Source organism: Allobosea sp. 10N428 (genome assembly GCF_056394545.1).
In genome coordinates this window covers 108,552-126,821 of the sequence record NZ_JBFTIC010000002.1, presented here as the reverse complement: position 1 = coordinate 126,821, position 18,270 = coordinate 108,552, and the positions used below count along the sequence as shown (strand labels likewise).

18 protein-coding genes are annotated in these 18,270 nt (G+C 64.9%); 11 read left to right on the top strand and 7 right to left on the bottom strand.

Features of this window, described 5'->3' with window-relative positions; genetic code table 11:
* Positions 1-49: 49 nt before the first annotated feature.
* Positions 50-1,021, bottom strand: coding sequence for a LysR family transcriptional regulator (locus tag AC1DDA_RS07060; protein ID WP_476795223.1), 972 nt, complete (start codon positions 1,019-1,021; stop codon positions 50-52).
* Positions 1,022-1,180: 159 nt separating this feature from the next.
* Positions 1,181-3,262 (bottom strand): DNA topoisomerase IV subunit B, encoded by a 2,082-nt coding sequence (parE, locus tag AC1DDA_RS07055; RefSeq protein ID WP_476778757.1) that lies wholly within the window; start codon positions 3,260-3,262, stop codon positions 1,181-1,183.
* A 341-nt stretch (positions 3,263-3,603) separates the two neighbouring features.
* On the opposite strand from parE, the gene AC1DDA_RS07050 reads away from it, so the two are divergent.
* The 3 genes from AC1DDA_RS07050 (at position 3,604) to AC1DDA_RS07040 (ending at position 6,644) form a co-directional block, all read left to right on the top strand.
* Positions 3,604-3,798, top strand: coding sequence for a hypothetical protein (locus AC1DDA_RS07050; RefSeq protein ID WP_476795222.1), 195 nt, complete (start codon positions 3,604-3,606; stop codon positions 3,796-3,798).
* Positions 3,799-3,943: 145 nt separating this feature from the next.
* A complete protein-coding gene (locus AC1DDA_RS07045) occupies positions 3,944-5,323 on the top strand; it encodes a hypothetical protein (protein ID WP_476795221.1) in 1,380 nt (459 codons plus the stop codon).
* An 82-nt stretch (positions 5,324-5,405) separates the two neighbouring features.
* Positions 5,406-6,644, top strand: a complete 1,239-nt coding sequence (locus AC1DDA_RS07040; RefSeq protein WP_476795220.1) for a glycosyltransferase family 4 protein — start codon at positions 5,406-5,408, stop codon at positions 6,642-6,644.
* Here AC1DDA_RS07040 and AC1DDA_RS07035 read toward each other — a convergent pair.
* Positions 6,634-7,584 carry an FkbM family methyltransferase gene (locus AC1DDA_RS07035; RefSeq protein ID WP_476795219.1) on the bottom strand — a complete coding sequence of 317 codons (951 nt, stop codon included), beginning with the start codon at positions 7,582-7,584 and terminating at the stop codon, positions 6,634-6,636. The two genes, AC1DDA_RS07040 and AC1DDA_RS07035, sit on opposite strands and share 11 nt — an antisense overlap.
* 131 nt (positions 7,585-7,715) lie before the next feature.
* Between AC1DDA_RS07035 and AC1DDA_RS07030 the strand changes: the two genes are divergently transcribed.
* Positions 7,716-9,083, top strand: coding sequence for a TIGR03808 family TAT-translocated repetitive protein (locus AC1DDA_RS07030; protein ID WP_476795218.1), 1,368 nt, complete (start codon positions 7,716-7,718; stop codon positions 9,081-9,083).
* A gap of 118 nt (positions 9,084-9,201) precedes the next feature.
* On the opposite strand, the gene glnA is transcribed toward AC1DDA_RS07030, so the two are convergent.
* Together glnA and AC1DDA_RS07020 are read right to left on the bottom strand one after the other, a co-directional pair.
* Positions 9,202-10,611, bottom strand: a complete 1,410-nt coding sequence (gene glnA, locus AC1DDA_RS07025) for a type I glutamate--ammonia ligase (protein WP_441513425.1) — start codon at positions 10,609-10,611, stop codon at positions 9,202-9,204.
* 96 nt (positions 10,612-10,707) lie between these two features.
* A complete protein-coding gene (locus AC1DDA_RS07020) occupies positions 10,708-11,046 on the bottom strand; it encodes a P-II family nitrogen regulator (RefSeq protein ID WP_441513424.1) in 339 nt (112 codons plus the stop codon).
* 282 nt (positions 11,047-11,328) lie between these two features.
* Here AC1DDA_RS07020 and AC1DDA_RS07015 point away from each other — a divergent pair, with 282 nt between their 5' ends.
* The 3 genes from AC1DDA_RS07015 to AC1DDA_RS07005 all read left to right on the top strand — a co-directional run bounded on the left by AC1DDA_RS07015 (position 11,329) and on the right by AC1DDA_RS07005 (position 14,498).
* Positions 11,329-12,855, top strand: a complete 1,527-nt coding sequence (locus AC1DDA_RS07015) for an NAD(P)H-hydrate dehydratase (RefSeq protein WP_476795217.1) — start codon at positions 11,329-11,331, stop codon at positions 12,853-12,855.
* A gap of 119 nt (positions 12,856-12,974) precedes the next feature.
* Positions 12,975-14,006 (top strand): IS110 family RNA-guided transposase, encoded by a 1,032-nt coding sequence (locus AC1DDA_RS07010; protein ID WP_476795216.1) that lies wholly within the window; start codon positions 12,975-12,977, stop codon positions 14,004-14,006.
* Positions 14,007-14,285: 279 nt separating this feature from the next.
* Positions 14,286-14,498 carry a hypothetical protein gene (locus AC1DDA_RS07005; protein ID WP_476795215.1) on the top strand — a complete coding sequence of 71 codons (213 nt, stop codon included), beginning with the start codon at positions 14,286-14,288 and terminating at the stop codon, positions 14,496-14,498.
* 125 nt (positions 14,499-14,623) lie between these two features.
* On the opposite strand, the gene AC1DDA_RS07000 is transcribed toward AC1DDA_RS07005, so the two are convergent.
* Positions 14,624-15,163, bottom strand: coding sequence for a PRC-barrel domain-containing protein (locus AC1DDA_RS07000; protein ID WP_476778217.1), 540 nt, complete (start codon positions 15,161-15,163; stop codon positions 14,624-14,626).
* Between the two features lie 243 nt (positions 15,164-15,406).
* Here AC1DDA_RS07000 and AC1DDA_RS06995 point away from each other — a divergent pair, with 243 nt between their 5' ends.
* On the top strand, positions 15,407-15,613 hold the full coding sequence (locus AC1DDA_RS06995; protein ID WP_476795214.1) for a hypothetical protein: 207 nt from the start codon (positions 15,407-15,409) through the stop codon (positions 15,611-15,613).
* 89 nt (positions 15,614-15,702) lie between these two features.
* Here the strand turns inward: AC1DDA_RS06995 and AC1DDA_RS06990 are convergent, their stop codons facing one another.
* Positions 15,703-15,870 carry a hypothetical protein gene (locus AC1DDA_RS06990; RefSeq protein WP_441513420.1) on the bottom strand — a complete coding sequence of 56 codons (168 nt, stop codon included), beginning with the start codon at positions 15,868-15,870 and terminating at the stop codon, positions 15,703-15,705.
* 157 nt (positions 15,871-16,027) lie between these two features.
* On the opposite strand from AC1DDA_RS06990, the gene AC1DDA_RS06985 reads away from it, so the two are divergent.
* The 3 genes from AC1DDA_RS06985 (at position 16,028) to AC1DDA_RS06975 (ending at position 18,155) form a co-directional block, all read left to right on the top strand.
* Complete coding sequence (locus AC1DDA_RS06985; RefSeq protein WP_476795213.1) at positions 16,028-16,303, top strand: hypothetical protein; 276 nt, start codon at positions 16,028-16,030, stop codon at positions 16,301-16,303.
* A 199-nt stretch (positions 16,304-16,502) separates the two neighbouring features.
* Complete coding sequence (locus tag AC1DDA_RS06980) at positions 16,503-17,162, top strand: peroxiredoxin (protein ID WP_476778758.1); 660 nt, start codon at positions 16,503-16,505, stop codon at positions 17,160-17,162.
* Positions 17,163-17,267: 105 nt separating this feature from the next.
* Positions 17,268-18,155, top strand: coding sequence for an MBL fold metallo-hydrolase (locus AC1DDA_RS06975; RefSeq protein WP_476795212.1), 888 nt, complete (start codon positions 17,268-17,270; stop codon positions 18,153-18,155).
* The last annotated feature ends 115 nt before the right edge of the window (positions 18,156-18,270 follow it).

Here is an 18,270-nt window from a genome sequence, read left to right as displayed (position 1 = left end):
ACCTCACGAGAACCGCAGACGACCTTACGGAAGAGCCGTAAAAGCTTGGTTAGCCGGTTCTTGCCGGGAACCGCTCGATTTGAGTGATCCCCGCCGGCTTGATCGCATCGCCCGCCAGGAGCGATCGCTGCTCGCGGAAGAGCTTGCGCAGCGCGCCGAGCACGGCGACGACACTGGGCCGGCTGCGCGAGATCTCATGCGAGACAAGATAGATGTCGTCGCCGGTCCGCTCCGGCGGCGGCTCCAGCCGGCGCAGGGTTGAATCCGCATCGCCCATAAAGCAGGGCGCCATCGACAGGGCGCCGGCGGAACGGATGCTCTCGTAGCGCGCCGCCGAGTCGCCGACGCGCGCTGCGATCGGCCGGCCCGCGGCATAGGTCATGATGTAGTCGTCGATCCGGGACGAAGTCTCGCGGTTGACCGAGATGATCGGGGCCGTGGCGGGATCGATGTCCTGCCGGATATAGAGTGCCTGCATCAACCGGCCGAGCTTCTGGGCGTAGTGGCCCGGCTCGGTCGGCGGCTTGCTCATGCGCAGCGCGATATCGGCCTCGCCGCGGGCAAGGTCGAGCCTGCTGCGCGTGCTGATGATGACGATCTCGACGCCGCCGGCCGCGGCCGAAATCGCGGTCGCATGCATGGTCAGGAGGAGGCTGATCGACGTCGTCGCGGTCACGCGCACCGGAGCATTGGCGAGCGGCTTCGCAGCCTCTGCGCGGATCGCGAAGCGGCGGGCGGCAGCCTCGATCTCGCCGGCTTCAGCGGCAAGCCCCTGTCCGATCGCCGTCGGGGCGAGGCGATTGGCCTCGCGCGTGAAGAGCTGAAGGCCGAGATCGCGTTCGAGCGCCTTGAGCCGGCGCGCGACGGTGGCTTCGCTCAGCCCGAGCTGCGCCGCCGCCACGGCCATCGACCCGCCGACGGCGATGGCGTGAAAGATCCGGATGTCGTCCCAGGAGGCGCTCCCGGCGGCTGCCGCCAGATCGCCGTCGCGTCGAGATGGAGATGGAGAAGGCTCGGCCATAGGGTCAGCGGCCAGTCGCCGGGCGCGGTCCGGTGCTTGCGGTCATGGCATTCGGTTGGGTGAGGCGGGTTCGGCATGCGCGAACCCTGCCTGCAACGGCCGCGTCGGACAGCCCGGCGGCCGTGAAGCCCAGCCCCCCAGAGTTGCTGGGCTCGCTCCTCACAGGTCGATCAGCTCCCCGGCGAAGGCAGCCCGCTCCTGGATGAAGGTGAAGCGTGCTTCCGGCTTGTTGCCCATCAGCCGCTCGACCGTATCGGAGGTTTCTTCCTTCGCCTCATGGTCCACCATGACCTTGAGCAGGATGCGCTTGCTCGGATCCATGGTGGTTTCCTTGAGCTGGGCCGGCATCATCTCGCCGAGGCCCTTGAATCGCGAGATCTCCGGCTTCTTGCCTTTGAACGCCGTCTCCAGCAGCTCGTCCTTATGAGCATCGTTGCGGGCATAGATGCTCTTGCCGCCATGCTGGAGCCGGTAGAGCGGCGGGACGGCGAGGTAGAGATGGCCCTTCTCGATCAGGCGCGGCATCTGGCGCCAGAAGAAGGTGACGAGCAGCGAGGCGATATGAGCGCCGTCGACGTCCGCGTCTGTCATCACGATGACCTTCTCGTAGCGAAGATCGTCCTCGCGGAATTGCGCGCCGATACCGCATCCCAGCGCCAGGATCAGGTCGGCGAGTTGCTGGTTTGCGTGAAGCTTCTCGCGCGTCGCATTGGCAACGTTGAGGATTTTGCCGCGCAGCGGCAGGATCGCCTGGTTGGAACGGTTGCGCGCCTGCTTGGCTGAGCCGCCGGCCGAGTCGCCCTCGACGATGAAGAGTTCGGAACCAGCCGCGCCGGCATTGGAGCAATCGGCGAGCTTGCCGGGCAGGCGCAGCTTGCGCGTAGCGGTCTTGCGCGAGACCTCTTTTTCGAGGCGCCGGCGCAGACGCTCCTCGGCACGGTCCACCGACCAGTCCAGCAGGCGCAGCGCCTGCTGCGGCGCGGCCGCAAGCCAGTGGTCGAAAGCGTCGCGAACGGCGCCCTCTACGATGCGGGAGGCTTCGAGCGTCGCCAGCTTGTCCTTGGTCTGGCCCTGGAATTCCGGCTCGCGGATGAAGACCGAAAGCATGGCCGCGCAGGTTGCCATCACGTCGTCGGAGGTGACCTGCGCCATGCGCTTGGACTGGCCGATGCGCTCGGCATGGTCCCGCAGTCCGCGCAGCAAGGCGATGCGCAGGCCTTGCTCATGGGTGCCGCCCTCGGGCGTCGGGATCGTGTTGCAATAGGAGGAGGAGAAGCCGTCCTCGCCGGTCGCGAGCCAGGCCACCGCCCATTCAAGCGAGCCGTGGCCGCCTTCCTTGGTGATCTTGCCGGAGAAAATCGGCTCGGCGACGAGGTCCTTACCCTCGATCTCGCGGCCGAGATAGTCGCGCAGGCCCCCGGGGAAACGAAACACGGCCTCCGCCGCGACATCGCCTTCCGGCTTCAGCAGCGACGGCGCGCAGGTCCAGCGGATCTCGACGCCACCGAAGAGATAGGCTTTGGAACGCGCCATGCGGAACAGGCGAGCGGGCGAGAAATGCGCGCCCTCGCCGAAAATCTGAGGATCGGGATGGAAGCGCACCTTGGTGCCGCGCCGGTTGGCGACGGCGCCGACGGTCTCCAGCGGGCCCTGCGGCAGGCCGCGCGAGAAGATCTGGCGGTAGAGCGTCTTGCCGCGCGCGACCTCGACCTCGAGCCGGTCGGACAGGGCATTGACGACGGAGACGCCGACGCCGTGCAGGCCGCCCGAAGTCTCATAGGCCTTGGAATCGAATTTTCCGCCGGCATGCAGTATCGTCATGATGACTTCGAGCGCGGACTTGCCCGGGAATTTCGGATGGGGATCGACCGGAATGCCGCGGCCATTGTCCGTCACCGCGATGGAGCCGTCCTCGAACAACTCGACATCGATGAAGGTGGCGTGTCCCGCCACCGCCTCGTCCATGGCGTTGTCGATCACCTCGGCGAAGAGGTGGTGCAGTGCGCGCTCATCGGTGCCGCCGATATACATGCCGGGCCGGCGCCGGACCGGTTCCAGCCCCTCGAGCACTTCGATCGCGGAAGCGTCATAGCCGGTCTCGGAAAGCGTGCCGTTGCGCGCGCCGTTTCCTGCGGGCGCGGGCGCCTTCGGAGCCGCGGCCGGCGAGCGCGCTTCCGGCTTGGGATCAGCCGCGCGAGGCCGCTCCGGCTCCCCGCCGAAAAGATCGCCGTTCTCGTCCATCACTGCCTAACGTTTCCTGATTCGTTCCGTCCAATTCTAGTGCATGAAGGACGGATTTTGCGATGTGCTTGTTTCATCCGGAGTCCGATCCGGCTCGGTAGCGGCGTCGGGCGTCGCGCCTCGTCGCTCCGCTTATAGACAGTCCCCCGAGACATCGGAACTCTCTCGTTGGAACGGTGCACCGGTCGTCATCGGCATGTGACGTTGCCCTGGCATAAGGGGCATCGGAACTGGCGCGTTCAGTCTGCGTTAACCATCGCCGTCGAGGATCGGAAACAGATCGGGCCTATGCGGACAGCCGCAATGAGCTATGATCGGGGCAGGGGGAAGAAATGGCCGTGGTGTCGCGTCGCTCAGTGCCGGTTACGGGAATCGCAGGGCTGCAGCGTGCCGCGCGGCTTGCGGGAGAGAGCTTCGGACATGAGGACGTCATCGGCGCGCCGCTGACGCAGGCCGAAAGCCATGCGGGCCGCTGGTTGTGGTGGCTCGCTGCGATTGCTGCATCGGCCGGCCTGACGGCCCTGCATTTCTACTGATCCTTCAGGCGGACAGCGCGGAAGTATCAACCTTTTTGCCCTAAGGCCTTTGGCCGGAGGGTTGAATTTCCATGGCTTCCGGTATCGGTTTCGGCGGGACTCGAGATGGCTCCGCCGCGCGCATCGCAGGCGGAGTTGCCGCCTGATGGCCAAGATCACCGCATTGGGCGCGTATTTCTATCAATCGCTCCTGGCTTTCGGCCTTCTCATCGTCGTCTCCAATCTGCTGCCGGCGTCGGACTACGCTGCCTACTCGCTCTTCGCCTCCATCGTGCAGTTTGCCGATATCGCGTTTTTCCACTGGATCCGCGCCGCCTCCAGCCGCTTCTATCCGGGCCCGGACAAGACCAGCGAACAGGCCGAGCGTGGAGTCATCATGGTCGAGCTCGCGGGAAGCGCGGGCCTCTGCCTGCTCGCAGCCTTCCTTGCCCCGCTCCTCGGCGCTCCGGTCTGGCTGGGATTGCTCGGCGCGATGGCGGCGATCCTGCAGGGTGCGGGCGAACTGCATCTGACCATGCTGCGTTTCCGGCAGGAGTTCAGGCTGTTCTCCTGGCTCCAGGGTGCACGCGCGACGATCCTGGCCGCGGCAACGATCGCCGGCGCTGCGATCAGCCCCGATTTCGCCCATGTGCTGGCCGGGGTGCTGGCCGGCAACATCATCTACTGCGTCATCGCCTGGGCCCGGTCGCGCCGGGTGATGCCTCTTGCCATGCATTGGCAGGCCGATATCGCCACGCGGCATCTGGTCTATGGCGGGATCACGGCCGGCGCCGGCGTCGCGACCCTGCTCATGCCGCTCGCTCTCAAGACCGTCTTGCTCGGCTCGCTCGGCCAGGCCGCTGCGGGGCCCATGTTGGCGCTCGATCTGTTGCAGCGGCCCTTCATCATGATCACCTCGTCGCTTCAGGCGATCCGCTTTCCCGAACTGGTCGCCCAGTTCGATCGCAAGGGCGATCCCAAGGCGATGCAGGCCGAACTGGGCCGCTATTACGCGCTGCTGGTGGGCCTCTCGCTGATCGGAGCCGCTGGAATCATCGCCGTGCTCGGCTTCGCCACCCAGCTCGTCATTCCCGTGGGGCTGCGCGAGGCCTTCCTGCGGACCGCGCCGTTCGTCATGCTGATGGCGATGCTGCGGGCACTCGCCCAGACCGTGCTGCCGGCGCCCGTGCATCTGCAACGCCGCTTGACCGCCATCCTGGGGCTCGCAGCTCTCGACTGCGTTTTGACCTGTGCGGGTGCGCTCGTCGCGATGTGGTTCTTTGCCGGCACCGACACGGCGATCGTCGCCGGCGCCGCGGCCGGCGCGGCGGCCGCGCTGGCGCTCGGATGGTTCATGCTGCGCCTGGAGTCCTTCGCCATGCCTTGGCCGCCGATCGCCCTGTCGGGCACCGCGCTCGCACTGTCCTGGCTCTGCACGATCTGGTTCGCGGGCAACCTCATGCTCGCGACCGGTGCCGCGCTCGCCATCGCGCTCGTCATGAGCGCCTACCCCTTGCTCATCCTTGTCCGCTGGATCGCTCGTTGAGACCGCCTGGCCGCACAAGCCTGCTCGCGCCACGTCGAGGCTCCCGCCATCCTTGCCGCTGGAATGATCTCTGGAGTTCTTCATGCGCGTGGTCATCGTCAGCGATTTCGGCTCGATCAACGGCGGCGCCGCCAAGGTGGCGATCGAGAGCGCCCGCGGCTTGGCCGAGGCCGGCGTCGAAGTCGTCTTCGCCTACGCGATCGGTCCGGTTTCAGACCGTCTCGATCACCCGCTGATCGATGTCGCGCATTTCGCCGGTGAGGAGGTCTGGCAGGTCGGCAGCAAGGTGGCAGCCGCGCGTCAGGGCATCTGGAACGCCCGGGCGCATGCCTTCCTGAGCGAACTGCTTGCGAAGCAGCCCCGCGGCGAGACCCTCGTCCATCTCCACCAATGGACCAAGGCCTTCAGCCCAGCTGCCATCGCAGCCGCAGGCGAGAGCGGGATGCCGGTCGCGATCACGATGCATGACTACTTCTCGTTCTGTCCGGTCGGCGGCTATTTCGACTTCAAGGCCCGAGCGCCCTGTCGGAAGAGGCCGATGTCGATCGGTTGCGTCACCGCCAATTGCGATCGCGCCTCCTATATCCACAAGCTGGTCCGCGTCGCCCGGCAATGGCGTTCGGACAAGGCGCTGCGGACCCTGGAGGCCCCGCTCTTCATCCATGTTTCGGACTTCGCCCGCCGGTTCGCCGAACCCTTCCTGCCGAGCGGGGCAAGGCATGCCGTGGTCGAAAATATGATGGAGGCGGAAAAGCGCGGGCCGGCCGATGTGGCGAAAAGCCGGCATGCGCTGTTCCTCGGCCGCTTCACGCAGGAAAAGGCGGGCGATCTCTTGGCCCGAGCCGCCCGCGAAGCGCAGATTCCGGTCCGCTTCGTAGGCGACGGACCACTGGCGGCCGAGATCGCAGGCATCAATCAGGATGCCGAGTTTCGCGGCTGGGTGCCGGCGTCGCGGGTCTTCGACGAGATCGCGCAGGCGCGCTGTCTCGTACTGCCCTCGCTCTGGTACGAGCCTGGCCCGCTGGTGATCGCGGAGGCGCGTTCACTCGGTGTGCCGGTCATCCTGTCGCGCACCACCGGTCCAGCGAGCTGGATCATCGATGGAGAAGACGGAATCCTGGTGGAGGGAGGAGATACCGGAGGGCTGACCGCGGCGCTCCGCCGCCTGAAGGACGATGCCGTGGCACGTGCAATGGGGGCCGCCGCCTACCGCCGCTACTGGGCCGATCCGCTGACCACGAGCCGACATATCGAGCGCAGCATCTCCGCCTATGCGGGCTTGCTCGAAAAGCCCGTACGCGTCGCGGCGGTCAGCTCTTGAATGTACCTTGCCAGTAAGAATTATTTCTTATGGCAATGAGGTTGTAGCCTTTTGTACGGTCGCGCTTGTGCTCGTGCAGTTGTCCAACATCCGTGATCGGCACTGCCCCATGCTCCAGCAGCAGATGGACCTGGAGGCCCCGGTCGACGAGCACGTGCCGCGTGAGTTCGTGGGACGCATCTGCACCGTGATCCTCATAGATCACGAGAGCATCATGATTCAGCGCTCGCTCCATTCCGAACAAGGCCTGGCGTTCGACGCCTTCGACGTCGAGCTTGACCAACAGGCGGCGCTCGCGCCAGCCGTGCATATCCAGCAGATCGTCGATCGAGATCGATTCCACGGTCTCGCCTAGCGACGCGGCACCGTCCTCGGCGATGCCGCGCGCCTCGTGAACTGCATCCGTGAGACCGACATCGATTCCCGAGCGATCGAGAATAGCCCGGTGCAGGCCGATGACGCGGTCCGCGTATGGCGCAATGTTGCGAGCCAGAATATCATAGGTGGACTTGGAGGCCTCGACTGCGAGAACCTGCTTTCGGCCTCCGCGGTCGGATGCAGCAAAGACCGACCAGTAGCCGATATTGGCCCCACAATCGACGAAGCTGTAGTCCTGAGCCGCGATGCCGCTCAGGAAGCGGGCGAGTTCCGGTTCGTGATCGTAACGCGTCAGCAACATCCGGTTCCAGTAGGGGTCGTCGGCTGGGAAAGTCACTGCTGCATCCGGGTCAATTTCGATCCGCGCCATTCCCCCGCGCCATACCGTCGATCCGATCATGCGGCAGAGCTTGTAGAGGCCCCGCTGCCGTATCGGCTGGGAGGTGGCAGCATAGAGATTCAGAAGGGCTATCAGCCTGCGGTCGATGGTGCGCCCGGCAGTAACTTGCCCAGTCACTCGGTCGATGAAGAGCGACGGCTGTCGGTTCGCTTGCAGGTTCACTGGCTGCTCCTTGTGCGACGCAGAGGCTAGCGACCAAACCTCAGCAATCGGTGAAGGGAGGCAGTGTGCTTGACAGGAAGATATGCCTATATTAGGAATGTTCATGTTATGTTCCTTTGGAGAACGAACTGATGCCTTCCTATGCCGTTTTCGATGATGTCGTCGTCGCCCGCGCCGGTGCTGCCAGCGCTGGCTGGACGGCTTTCACGAGCCTTCAGACAGTGCTCGATGCAGCGCGAAGCCAGGGGCGCCCCTTGTTCTTTCAGCCGGGAATCTATGACTCTGGAACGACGACCGTTCTAGCGACCAACGGAGGCGGCAAGCCGCTTCTGGCCCGTGCGGTGCCGGGGTCCGTGACCTTGCGGTTTGCCGGCTCCAATATTTTCCTCAGGATCGAAGGGCAAAGCGATGTTCGTTTTGACGGATTGATCTTTGACGGTCAGAACCAGCCTCTGACCGACTATGTCTCGCAGAGGCCCGCGTTGATCGCCGTCGCGGCGAACGCGAGGAACGTGGCGTTCGAGAACTGCACCATCATCAATTCGCCGGGCATCGGAATCTACGTCTCCAGCGGCGCCGAAGCCCTCGTCCGCGGCAGCGGCCTCTCCGCGCACTCGGTCGGAATCTGGAGCGAAAACGCAAAAATCAGCGTCCTTGCGAGTTCGCTTGCCAACATGTCGAACAACGGCATCGCTGTCTGGCGCGATTCTATTACCGGTGACAGTTCAACGATCTCCGGCAATCTGATCAATGGCATCGAAACGGCCGCGGGAGGGACCGGCCAGAACGGCAATGGCGTGAGTATTTTCAGGGCGGTCGGGGTGACGGTGACGGACAACAAGATTTTCGCCACCAAGTATTCGGCCGTGCGGTGCAACGGTGGTGGTCTCTACAATATCTGCAATAACAACATCTATAATACCCGTGAGGTAGCGATATTCGTCGAGGCGCCGGGGGCCGGAATCGATCTGACAGGTTGCGTCGTCTCGAACAACTGTCTCGATACGGTAGGAAACGGTATCAATGTTGCCAATTCCGGCCAGTTCAGCGACGGAACCGCACGAAGTGTGGTGATCGAGGGCAACAGAATATCGAACGTTCTGAACAATCCCATTCCGGATGCGGGCTACTATCCGCCCTCGACGATCGGCAACGGTATTACCGTCGAGCAGGATTGCGTCGTGTCCGGCAACCTGATCGAAGCTGTTTCCCGCGTTGGCATTCAGGCCGGTGTGAATACGGGAGCGCGTGACCTAGTTCTGACGGGCAATCTCGTGCGCAACGCGGCGATCGGCATCGGCGTATCGAACGATGCGGTCACTGGCTCTGACAGGTCGATCGTCGTCTCGGGGAACGTCGTCCGAGCCTGCAGCGTCGGAGGAATCGTGCCCAGTTCGTTCACGGGCACGACTTTCAACCGTGTGGGCACTGCTGAATATGGCAACGTGCTGGCGACCACGGCGGGCAGCGTGACGTTCGGTCACAACCGGCTCGCCTGAGCGCGAGCGGTTTCCGACAAAAAACCGGGGCGTTTCCGCCCCGGTTCACAAAGGTTGGCCACAAAGCGCGGCCGGGAGGAAGCGCGCGGCCGGTTCCCTGCGAAGCCGGCCGAAATCCTCAATACGAGTAGTACATCGCGAACTCGACCGGGTGCGGCGTCATCTCGAAGCGCGCCACATCCTGCATCTTGAGCTCGATATAGCTCTCGATGAAGTCGTCGTTGAAGACGCCGCCGGCCTTGAGATAGGCGTTGTCCTTCTTGAGCGACTCCAGCGCCTCGCGCAGCGAGCCGCAGACGGTCGGGATCTTCTTCAGCTCGCGCGGCGGCAGGTCGTAGAGGTCCTTGTCCATCGCCGGGCCGGGATCGATCTTGTTCACGATGCCGTCGAGGCCGGCCATCAGCATGGCCGCGAAGGCGAGATAGGGGTTCGCCATCGGATCGGGGAAGCGGACCTCGACGCGCTTGGCCTTCGGCGAGGTCGTCCACGGAATACGGCAGGAAGCCGAGCGGTTGCGCGCCGAGTAGGCGAGCAGCACCGGAGCCTCATAGCCCGGGACGAGGCGCTTGTAGGAGTTGGTCGAGGGATTGGTGAAGGCGTTCAGCGACTTGGCGTGCTTGATGATGCCGCCGATGTACCACAGGCACTCCTGCGACAGGTCGGCGTATTTGTTGCCGGCGAAGACCGGCTTGCCGTTCTTCCAGATCGACTGGTGGACATGCATGCCCGAGCCGTTGTCGCCATAGATCGGCTTCGGCATGAAGGTCGCGGTCTTGCCGTAGCTCTGGGCCACGTTGTGGATCGCGTACTTGTAGATCTGCATGAGATCGGCGGTGTGCGTCAGCGTGTCGAACTTCATGCCGAGCTCATGCTGGGCCGAAGCGACCTCGTGGTGGTGCTTCTCGACGACCACGCCCATGGACTGCATGGCCGCAAGCATCTCGCCGCGCATGTCCTGCGCCGAATCCTGCGGCGGGACCGGGAAGTAGCCGCCCTTGGTGGCGATGCGGTGGCCGAGATTGCCGCCCTCGTAATCGGCGTAGCCGTTGGTCGGCAGCTCGACGTTATCGAGCTTGAAGCCGGTATGGTACGGGTCGGCGGCGATCTTGACGTCGTCGAAGACGAAGAACTCGGCCTCGGGTCCGACATAGACGGTGTCGCCGATGCCGGTCGACTTCAGATAGGCCTCGGCCTTCTTGGCGATGCCGCGCGGGTCGCGGCCATAGGGCTCGCCGGTGCCGGGCTCGAGCACGTCGCAGTTGATGACCATCGTGGCGGCCGAGAAGAACGGATCCATCGTCGCGGTCGTCGGATCCGGCATCAGCAGCATGTCGGACTCGTTGATGGCCTTCCAGCCGGCGATCGAGGAGCCGTCGAACATCGTGCCCTCGGCGAAGATGTCCTCGTCGATCATGCCGACGTCGAACGTCACGTGCTGCCACTTGCCGCGCGGGTCGGTGAAGCGGAAGTCGACGTATTTGACGTCATTGTCCTTGATCGCCTTGAGGACATCCTTGGCGCTTTTCATTTCAGCATTCCTCTTGCCAGCAGTTTTCAAACTCGTGGGCCGTCGCTGGCTCCAATCCAGCCGCGGCCTTTGATTCCGTGATGCGGGGGAAAGATCTCAGATCGCGTCCGCGCCGGTCTCGCCGGTCCGGATGCGGATCGCCCCCTCGACCGTTGATACAAAAATCTTGCCATCGCCGATGCGGCCGGTCTGGGCAGCCTTGACGATGGCCTCGATGGCGCGGTCGACCATGTCGTCGCTCAGGACGATCTCGATCTTCACCTTCGGCAGGAAGTCGACGACGTATTCGGCGCCGCGATAGAGTTCGGTATGGCCCTTCTGGCGTCCGAAGCCCTTGGCTTCGAGCACCGTGATCCCCTGCAGACCGACCTCCTGAAGCGCCTCCTTCACCTCGTCCAGCTTGAAGGGCTTGATGATCGCTTCGATCTTCTTCATGCGCCGATCGACCTCCACTGCGCTTCAGGCTCCGGCGCGTGCCGGAAAAGAACTGCAAAAATCCGTCGGCGCGGGCTGGGAGCCCCTCGGCTTTCGGATGATTGCGACCGTACGTCTGCTCATAGCATTGGCGCAAACGCCCCGCCATGCGGCAGGCCCCATTCCTTCGCCTGTGTAGGAGGCAAAAAACAGCACAAAAATCGGTCATATGATTAATTCAGCAGCAATCGACCTGATCCGCATCGTCTTGCGATATAGGGCCAGACGGTCCCATCATGCGGCATGACGATCTCTCAAGCCGAAGCGACGCAGCCATCGGATCTCGCCCTGCTTTCGACCGGCGAGATGCGGCGAGCGGACGGCGTTGCGATTGGCGCCGGTATGGCGGGCATCACTCTGATGGAGCGCGCGGGAAGCGCCGTTGCCGAGGCGGCGCTGCGGCGCGTCGAGAAGGGCGCCACGGTCGCGATCGCCTGCGGTCCTGGCAACAATGGCGGTGACGGATTCGTTGCAGCCCGGCTTCTGCAGGCGCGCGGGCTCACTGTGAAAGTCGCGCTGCTGGGCTCGCCGGACGCCCTCCAGGGCGACGCCGCGCTCGCCTTCGCGCAATGGAGCGGGCCGGCTCTGCCGCTGGCATCGCTCGCCAACGGGGCCGTCGATCTCTATATCGACGCGCTGTTCGGCGCGGGCCTCGCACGGCCGCTCGCCGGCGAAGCCGCCGAAGCCGTCGCACTCATGAATCGCGCAGGCCGCCCGGTGATCGCCGTCGATGTCCCCAGCGGCGTGTCCGGGGATACCGGCCTGGCCGAAGGCCCCGCTGTTCGCGCGACTGAAACCGTGACGTTCTTTCGGCTCAAACCGGGTCACCTCCTGCTGCCGGGGCGTTCCCTTTGCGGAAGGATCGTCGTGGCCGATATTGGAATCCCGGCCGCGACGGCATTGTCCGAGATCGCACCCAGAGCTTTCCACAATGAGCCGGCGCTGTGGCTAGCTGCCTTGCCGCATCACGGCCTCGACACGCACAAGTTCCGGCGCGGAGCGGTCGCCGTCGTCGCAGGCGGTGTCGCGGGTGTCGGCGCGCCGCGTTTGAGCGCGCGGGCTGCGTTGCGGATCGGCGCCGGCCTTGCGACGATCCTGTGCGCTCCCGGGGCTCTGGCAGCCCATGCGTCGCGCGGCCCGGATGCGCTGATGCAGCGCCCGGTCGCGGATGGCGAGGCGTTCTCGGAATTCCTCCTGGACCGGCGAATCTCTGCGATTGCGGCAGGGCCGGCCCTGGGGCTTGACGAGCGCGCGGTCGCGTTGGTCCGCTCGGCCCTCGCGAGCGACAGGCCGGTCGTGCTCGATGCCGACGCCCTGACCTTGCTTGCGACCTCGTTGCGCGAGGACGTCTCGACCCGGAACTCCGCCTGTGCGCGCGTGTTCACGCCGCATGAAGGGGAGTTCCAGCGCCTCTTCGGCGGTGAACCTGCGATCGCGACGGAAGCCTCGAAGCTGGAGCGGGCGCGCAGGGCCGCCGCTCGCTCGGGCGCGATCCTCGTCTACAAGGGAGCGGATACGGTTATCGCCGCGCCTGACGGGCGGGCGGCGATCAATTCCACCGGCTCGGCCGCACTGGCGACCGCCGGCTCAGGCGATGTGCTGGCCGGGCTCATCACCGGCCTGCTGGCGCAGGGGATGAGCGCCTTCGAGGCGGCTTGTGCTGCCGTCTGGCTGCATGGCCGCGCTGGAGAAACGCTCGGCATGGGTTTGATCGCGGATGATCTGCCGGAGGCGATCCCGCCATTGCTCCGCGCCCTGTCCAGGGGCTGAAGCGTTGAACCGAAAAGAAGAAGGTTGGGCCATTGGGCTCGCGTCGCGGATGCGATGCGGCGGTGGCCGAAGCGATCTAGGCTCCACCGATCCAGCCCAGCGGATCAGGGAGAAGAGCGATGGAGTGCTTTGTCGGCTTGGACGGTTCGGTGAAGACGACGAGTGTCTGCGTGATGGACGCAGGCGGAACGATCATCCGTGAAGGCAAGGCGGAGAGTTCGCCTGAGGCGATCGCCGCGTTCCTATCCTTCTGTAGCGACCGCTATTCGCGGGTTGGGCTGGAAGCTGGCCCGCTCTGCCAATGGCTCTATGCCGGGTTGGCGAAGGCTGGCTTCCCGGTGATCTGCATCGAGACGCGCCATGTTCAGGCGGTGTTGAGCGCCCGGCCGAACAAGACCGACCGTAACGATGCGCGCGGCATTGCCCAGATGATGCGGGTCGGGCTCTACCGGCCGGTCCACGTCAAGACGCTGGCGAGCCAGAAGATCCGAGCGCTCCTAAGCGGCCGGCGCTTCCTTCAGGCCAAGCTGCTCGATGTCGAGAACAGCATTCGCGGACTGCTGCGCAACTTCGGTCTCAAGGTCGGTATGGTGACACGGGCTCGCTATGAAGCGCGCATCTTGGAGCTGATCGAGGATGTGCCGTCGCTGCAGGCGATCATCGGGCCGATGCTGGCGGTGCGCCGGGTCGTTCGTGAGCAGTATGTCGGCCTGCACAAGAAGATGTTGGCTCTGGCGCGCGCCGATGTCGATTGCTCCCTTCTGATGAGCGCGCCAGGCGTCGGCCCGCTCGTCGCCCTAACCTATCGCGCTGCCATCGACGAACCCGCCCGCTTCCAGCGCTCCCGCTCTGTCGGCGCCCATTTCGGGTTGGCCCCGCGAACGCATCAATCCGGCGAGATCGACAGGCGTGGCAGGATCACCAAGAACGGTGACGAGACACTACGATCAGCCTTGTTCGAGGCGGCTATGGTCCTCTTGCGACCGCAGGCGAAATCCTCGGCACTCAAGGCATGGGGGTTGCGTGTCGCCAAGCGGCGCGGCATGGCCAAGGCGATGATCGCAGTCGCGCGACGGCTCTCCATCATCCTCCACCGGATGTGGATCGACCGCGTGCCGTTCCGTTGGACGTCCGAGCCGGCCCAAGCCTGACCTCATCAACTGCGTTTCGAGATCCGTCGCAGGGCGGAGCGATGTCCCCCAGGGACCGAAGGGCGGTGAGATCGAGGGCGGGTTGGGGACCGCAAGGTCACTCCGCGAAAAAGCGTGATCCACCACTCGTCGAACCCAACCATGAAGCGGCCAAAGCGCCGACTTCGGAGAGAAGCCAGAGACCTGGCGGGACTGTTAGCTCACGACCCGTTGCGAAGCTCCGTCCGGCAACGATAGTGTCACGTCAGGATGCCAAGAGGCACGGCTACAACTGAGGCTATGACTGCCCACGCATACAATATTGCTGGCGCAAGCTTGATCGGTGGCGCGATCATGATGCTCGTTGCCGTTGGCTATTTCGCCCGCCGTTATCCATCCAGCTTCGGCGCAGGTAGTTTCGCTTCCTTGGTTCCTGCTCTCGCCATTGCCGCTGTATTGGCTGGGGTTTTCTGCTTGGTCAGCGCAGTTTTATCGGGCATCGGGCACCCATGAGCGGGGTCGCTTCCGACCCAACTGAGACAATCGTCACGTCGGGCAGCTTGACACCCATGGCCCAATAGAGAAGCCCGCCCTTGCGGGGCGAGCTTCGTCTGGTTTCCCGCGCGTGGGGCGGGCGCTCAGGTGCCCGAATAGGTGACGGCAGGCGCCGCGTGGAGCTGATCCTTCGTCATCGTGATCTTGCCGTGGTCCGGGTACATCGCGGGCGCCTTGGGCGCCGCTGCGGCAGGAGGGGTTGCCGGCATCGCTCCACCGGTTCCGGCCGCGCCGCCACCCGAAGCAGGCGCGGGCGCGGGGGAAGCCATGGGCTGGTCACTCCAGCTCACCTGATCGAAGGGGATCGCGACATCCTTCGTGCCGATGCCGAGGAACCCACCGACGCCGACGGTCACCATCTCGACCTTGCCGGTCTTGTCCATGATCACTTCCGTGACGTCGCCGACCTTCTTGTCGTCGGGCCCGTAGATATCCACACCGATCAGCTTGGTGGTGCGCCATTTGCCCTGGCCGGCGAGATTGGTTGGCGCCGGGGTGCTCTTCGCTGCCGAGGTCGAGGCGGACGGTGCCGAGGACGGCGGCGAGGGAGCGTTGGTCTGCGCAAGCGCACTGGCCGCGAGCAGGCTCGCTGCGACAGAAGCGAACACAACATGTCTGATCATGTTTTCCTCCTTAATATTTCCGCGATGATGCGGGTCGCTTCAATAACAACCGCGAGGCAGATTTGTTTCAAATTACGTGTTATCGAGTATTAATCGAACCGTTTCGACAGCAACATCCGCGCGAAGACAGTTGGCTTCGATTCGGTTCTGAAATAATTTTCTCGCAAAACGAGGCCGTGCTCGTATGCTGCGGAGGAAGAACGCCGCGAGCGCGGCCCTGTTCCATCCGAGGAGGAAACTGTGATGTCGCCGGCTATGGTTACGGTTTCGCTGAGCCGGGAGGTTCTGGCAGCGCTCGATCACCACATCACGATGCAGAATCCGCCCCGCACGCAGGCCGAGCTGATCGCCGAGATCGTCTCGCAATGGGCCGCGGCCCAAGGCGCGCAGGCCGGTCCGCCCGATGAGGGGCTGCGCCCCGAAGAGCTCAACGCCAGCAACGACTCCTAGGGCATTTCCGCGCTGCCAAGCGGCGCCATCCGCTTCGTGAGATCATGTTTGGGGGCGCCGCGCGAAACGATTTCCGTCGAGCGTCGGCTTCAATCGTCGGCGTCGTCGCGGCGAAGCTCGAAGGAGAGCATGGCTTCGGCGATGGCGTGCAACTCCTTCTCCTTGTCGGGAGTGTCCGGCATCGCGTTCAATTCCTTCACCCGCTGCTGGGCGCGATCGTAGTCCTCGTCGCTATGGATGACGATGGGCAGTTTCACGTTGCGATCTCCTTTGCTCGTCCGGCTCGCCGTACCGCCTCGCGGCGTACGCGGCGATCCTGCGCTCGTCGGCGCGCTTCGGTTCGAAGTCCCTGCTTAAGCGTTCGGCAAGGGCAGTCGGTCATCATAGGGTTCTGAGACTGGACGGGAAGAGGCGATGAACAGGTTGTTCCTCCTGGCGCTGCTGGCCGGCGGCACTTTGCCGGCTGCGACGCTGCCGGCCGCGGCCTTCTGGCAGCGTTCGCAAGTCTCCCGCTGCAACGACGCCACCACCGAGGCGGAGCGCCAGAGGCTGCGCTGCTGGGAGCTGAACGCCTATGCCGATCCGGGCTGGCCTGCCCTTGGGGCCGGCCTTGGCCTGGGCGGCGCCTATTATCTGGGCCCGCCGGCCCCGCCGGTGATCAAGGGTGGCGTCACGCGCCGGCTTGGCTAAGGCATACGGACGGCCATTTCCTCGCGCATAGGGGCTCGCAGAGCGGCCGGCATTCGTGCGAGAATTGCGTCGCGCGCTGACAAGGCCGGACGCCCGTTGCCAAGGACGCGCTCTTATGACGTGACCTGGCGACAGCCGCTCGGTGATGCGGCCGAGCTTGCGAGCCGTCTCCATGACGAAAGAAGAGCTGGAGGAAGCCATGACCCTGCGGATCAACGATACGGCTCCGGATTTTGCGGCCGATACGACGGAGGGACCGATCCAGTTCCATGACTGGATCGGCGACAGCTGGGCGGTGCTGTTTTCCCATCCGAAGAACTTCACCCCGATCTGCACCACCGAGCTCGGCATGATGGCCGGCATCAAGGGCGAGTTCGACAAGCGAAACGTCAAGATCATCGGCATCTCCGTGGATCCGGTGGAGAGCCACCATAAATGGAAGGCCGACATCCAGACCGCGACCGGCCACAACGTCACCTATCCGATGATCGGCGACAGCGAGCTCAAGGTCGCCAAGCTCTACGATATGCTGCCTGCCTCGGCGGGCGACACCTCCGAAGGCCGCACGCCGGCCGACAACCAGACCGTGCGTTCGGTCTTCCTCATCGGCCCGGACAAGAAGGTCAAGCTGACGCTCACCTATCCGATGACGACGGGCCGGAACTTCCAGGAGATCCTGCGCGCGATCGACTCGATCCAGCTGACGGCGAAGTTCCCTGTGGCGACCCCCGCGGACTGGAAGCCGGGCGAGGATGTCGTCATCGCCGGCTCGGTCTCCGACGAGGACGCGACCAAGCGCTTCGGCCTGTTCGAGCGCGTCCTGCCCTATCTCCGCAAGACGAAGCAACCTACGGCCTGAGAAGGCTCCGGCACCCGCACGGATGTGGCGGGTGCCGACCGGCCCGGCGGCAGTTGCCGTTGCCGCGGCCGCATCCAGCGTTGGCGCAGGCAGGGGAGCGTCGAAGTGGACATCACGCAGCTCAGGCCGTCGGTGCGGGGCTTTTACGACCCGCCGACCGGCTCGATCCAGTACGTCGTCGCCGACCCGGCCACGCGGCAGTGCGCGATCATCGACCCGGTTCTCGATTTCGACGAGAAATCCGGGGCTGTCGGCACCGAAAACGCCGATGCCCTGCTCGCCTACCTCGATGCCGAGGGCCTCGCCCTCCAGTGGATCCTCGACACCCACCCGCATGCCGACCATTTTTCGGCCGCGCATTATCTGAAGAGCCGGACCGGCGCGCCGACCGCGATCGGCGAGCGCATCGTCGACGTCCAGAAGCTCTGGAAGACCATCTACAATTGGCCGGACTTTCCGGCTGATGGCTCCCAATGGGACCGCGTCTTCGCCGATGGCGAGGAGTTCCGGATCGGCGAGCTGCCCGTCCGGGTCCTGTTCACGCCCGGCCACACGCTCGCTTCGATCGCCTATCTCATCGGCGACGCAGCCTTCATCCACGACACGCTGTTCATGCCCGACAGCGGGACGGCGCGGGCCGATTTTCCCGGCGGCGATGCCGGCCGGCTCTGGCGCTCGATCCAGGCCATCCTCGCCCTGCCGGACCGGACGCGGCTGTTCACCGGCCATGACTACAGGCCGGAAGGCCGGCCGGCCCGCTGGGAGAGCACGGTCGCCGAGCAGAAGGCCGGCAATACCCACATCGTCCAATGCCGGAGCGAGGCCGCGTTCGTAGCCCTGCGCGAGGCCCGCGACCGGACGCTGCCGATGCCGCGCCTGATCCTCCATGCCCTGCAGGTCAACATCAACGGCGGCCGCCTGCCGGAGCCTGAAGCCAACGGGCGGCGCTACCTGAAATTCCCGATCGATGCGCTGAAGGCCGGCGGAGCCTGAACGACCGAGGACAGCGCCCGCGCTTGCCGGCGGAAGACGCGCGGGCGAGGAACGGCGATCCGTCGCAATTGACGATTCCGCCGGCGGTGCCGCATGACACGGGCGATCGACCCAA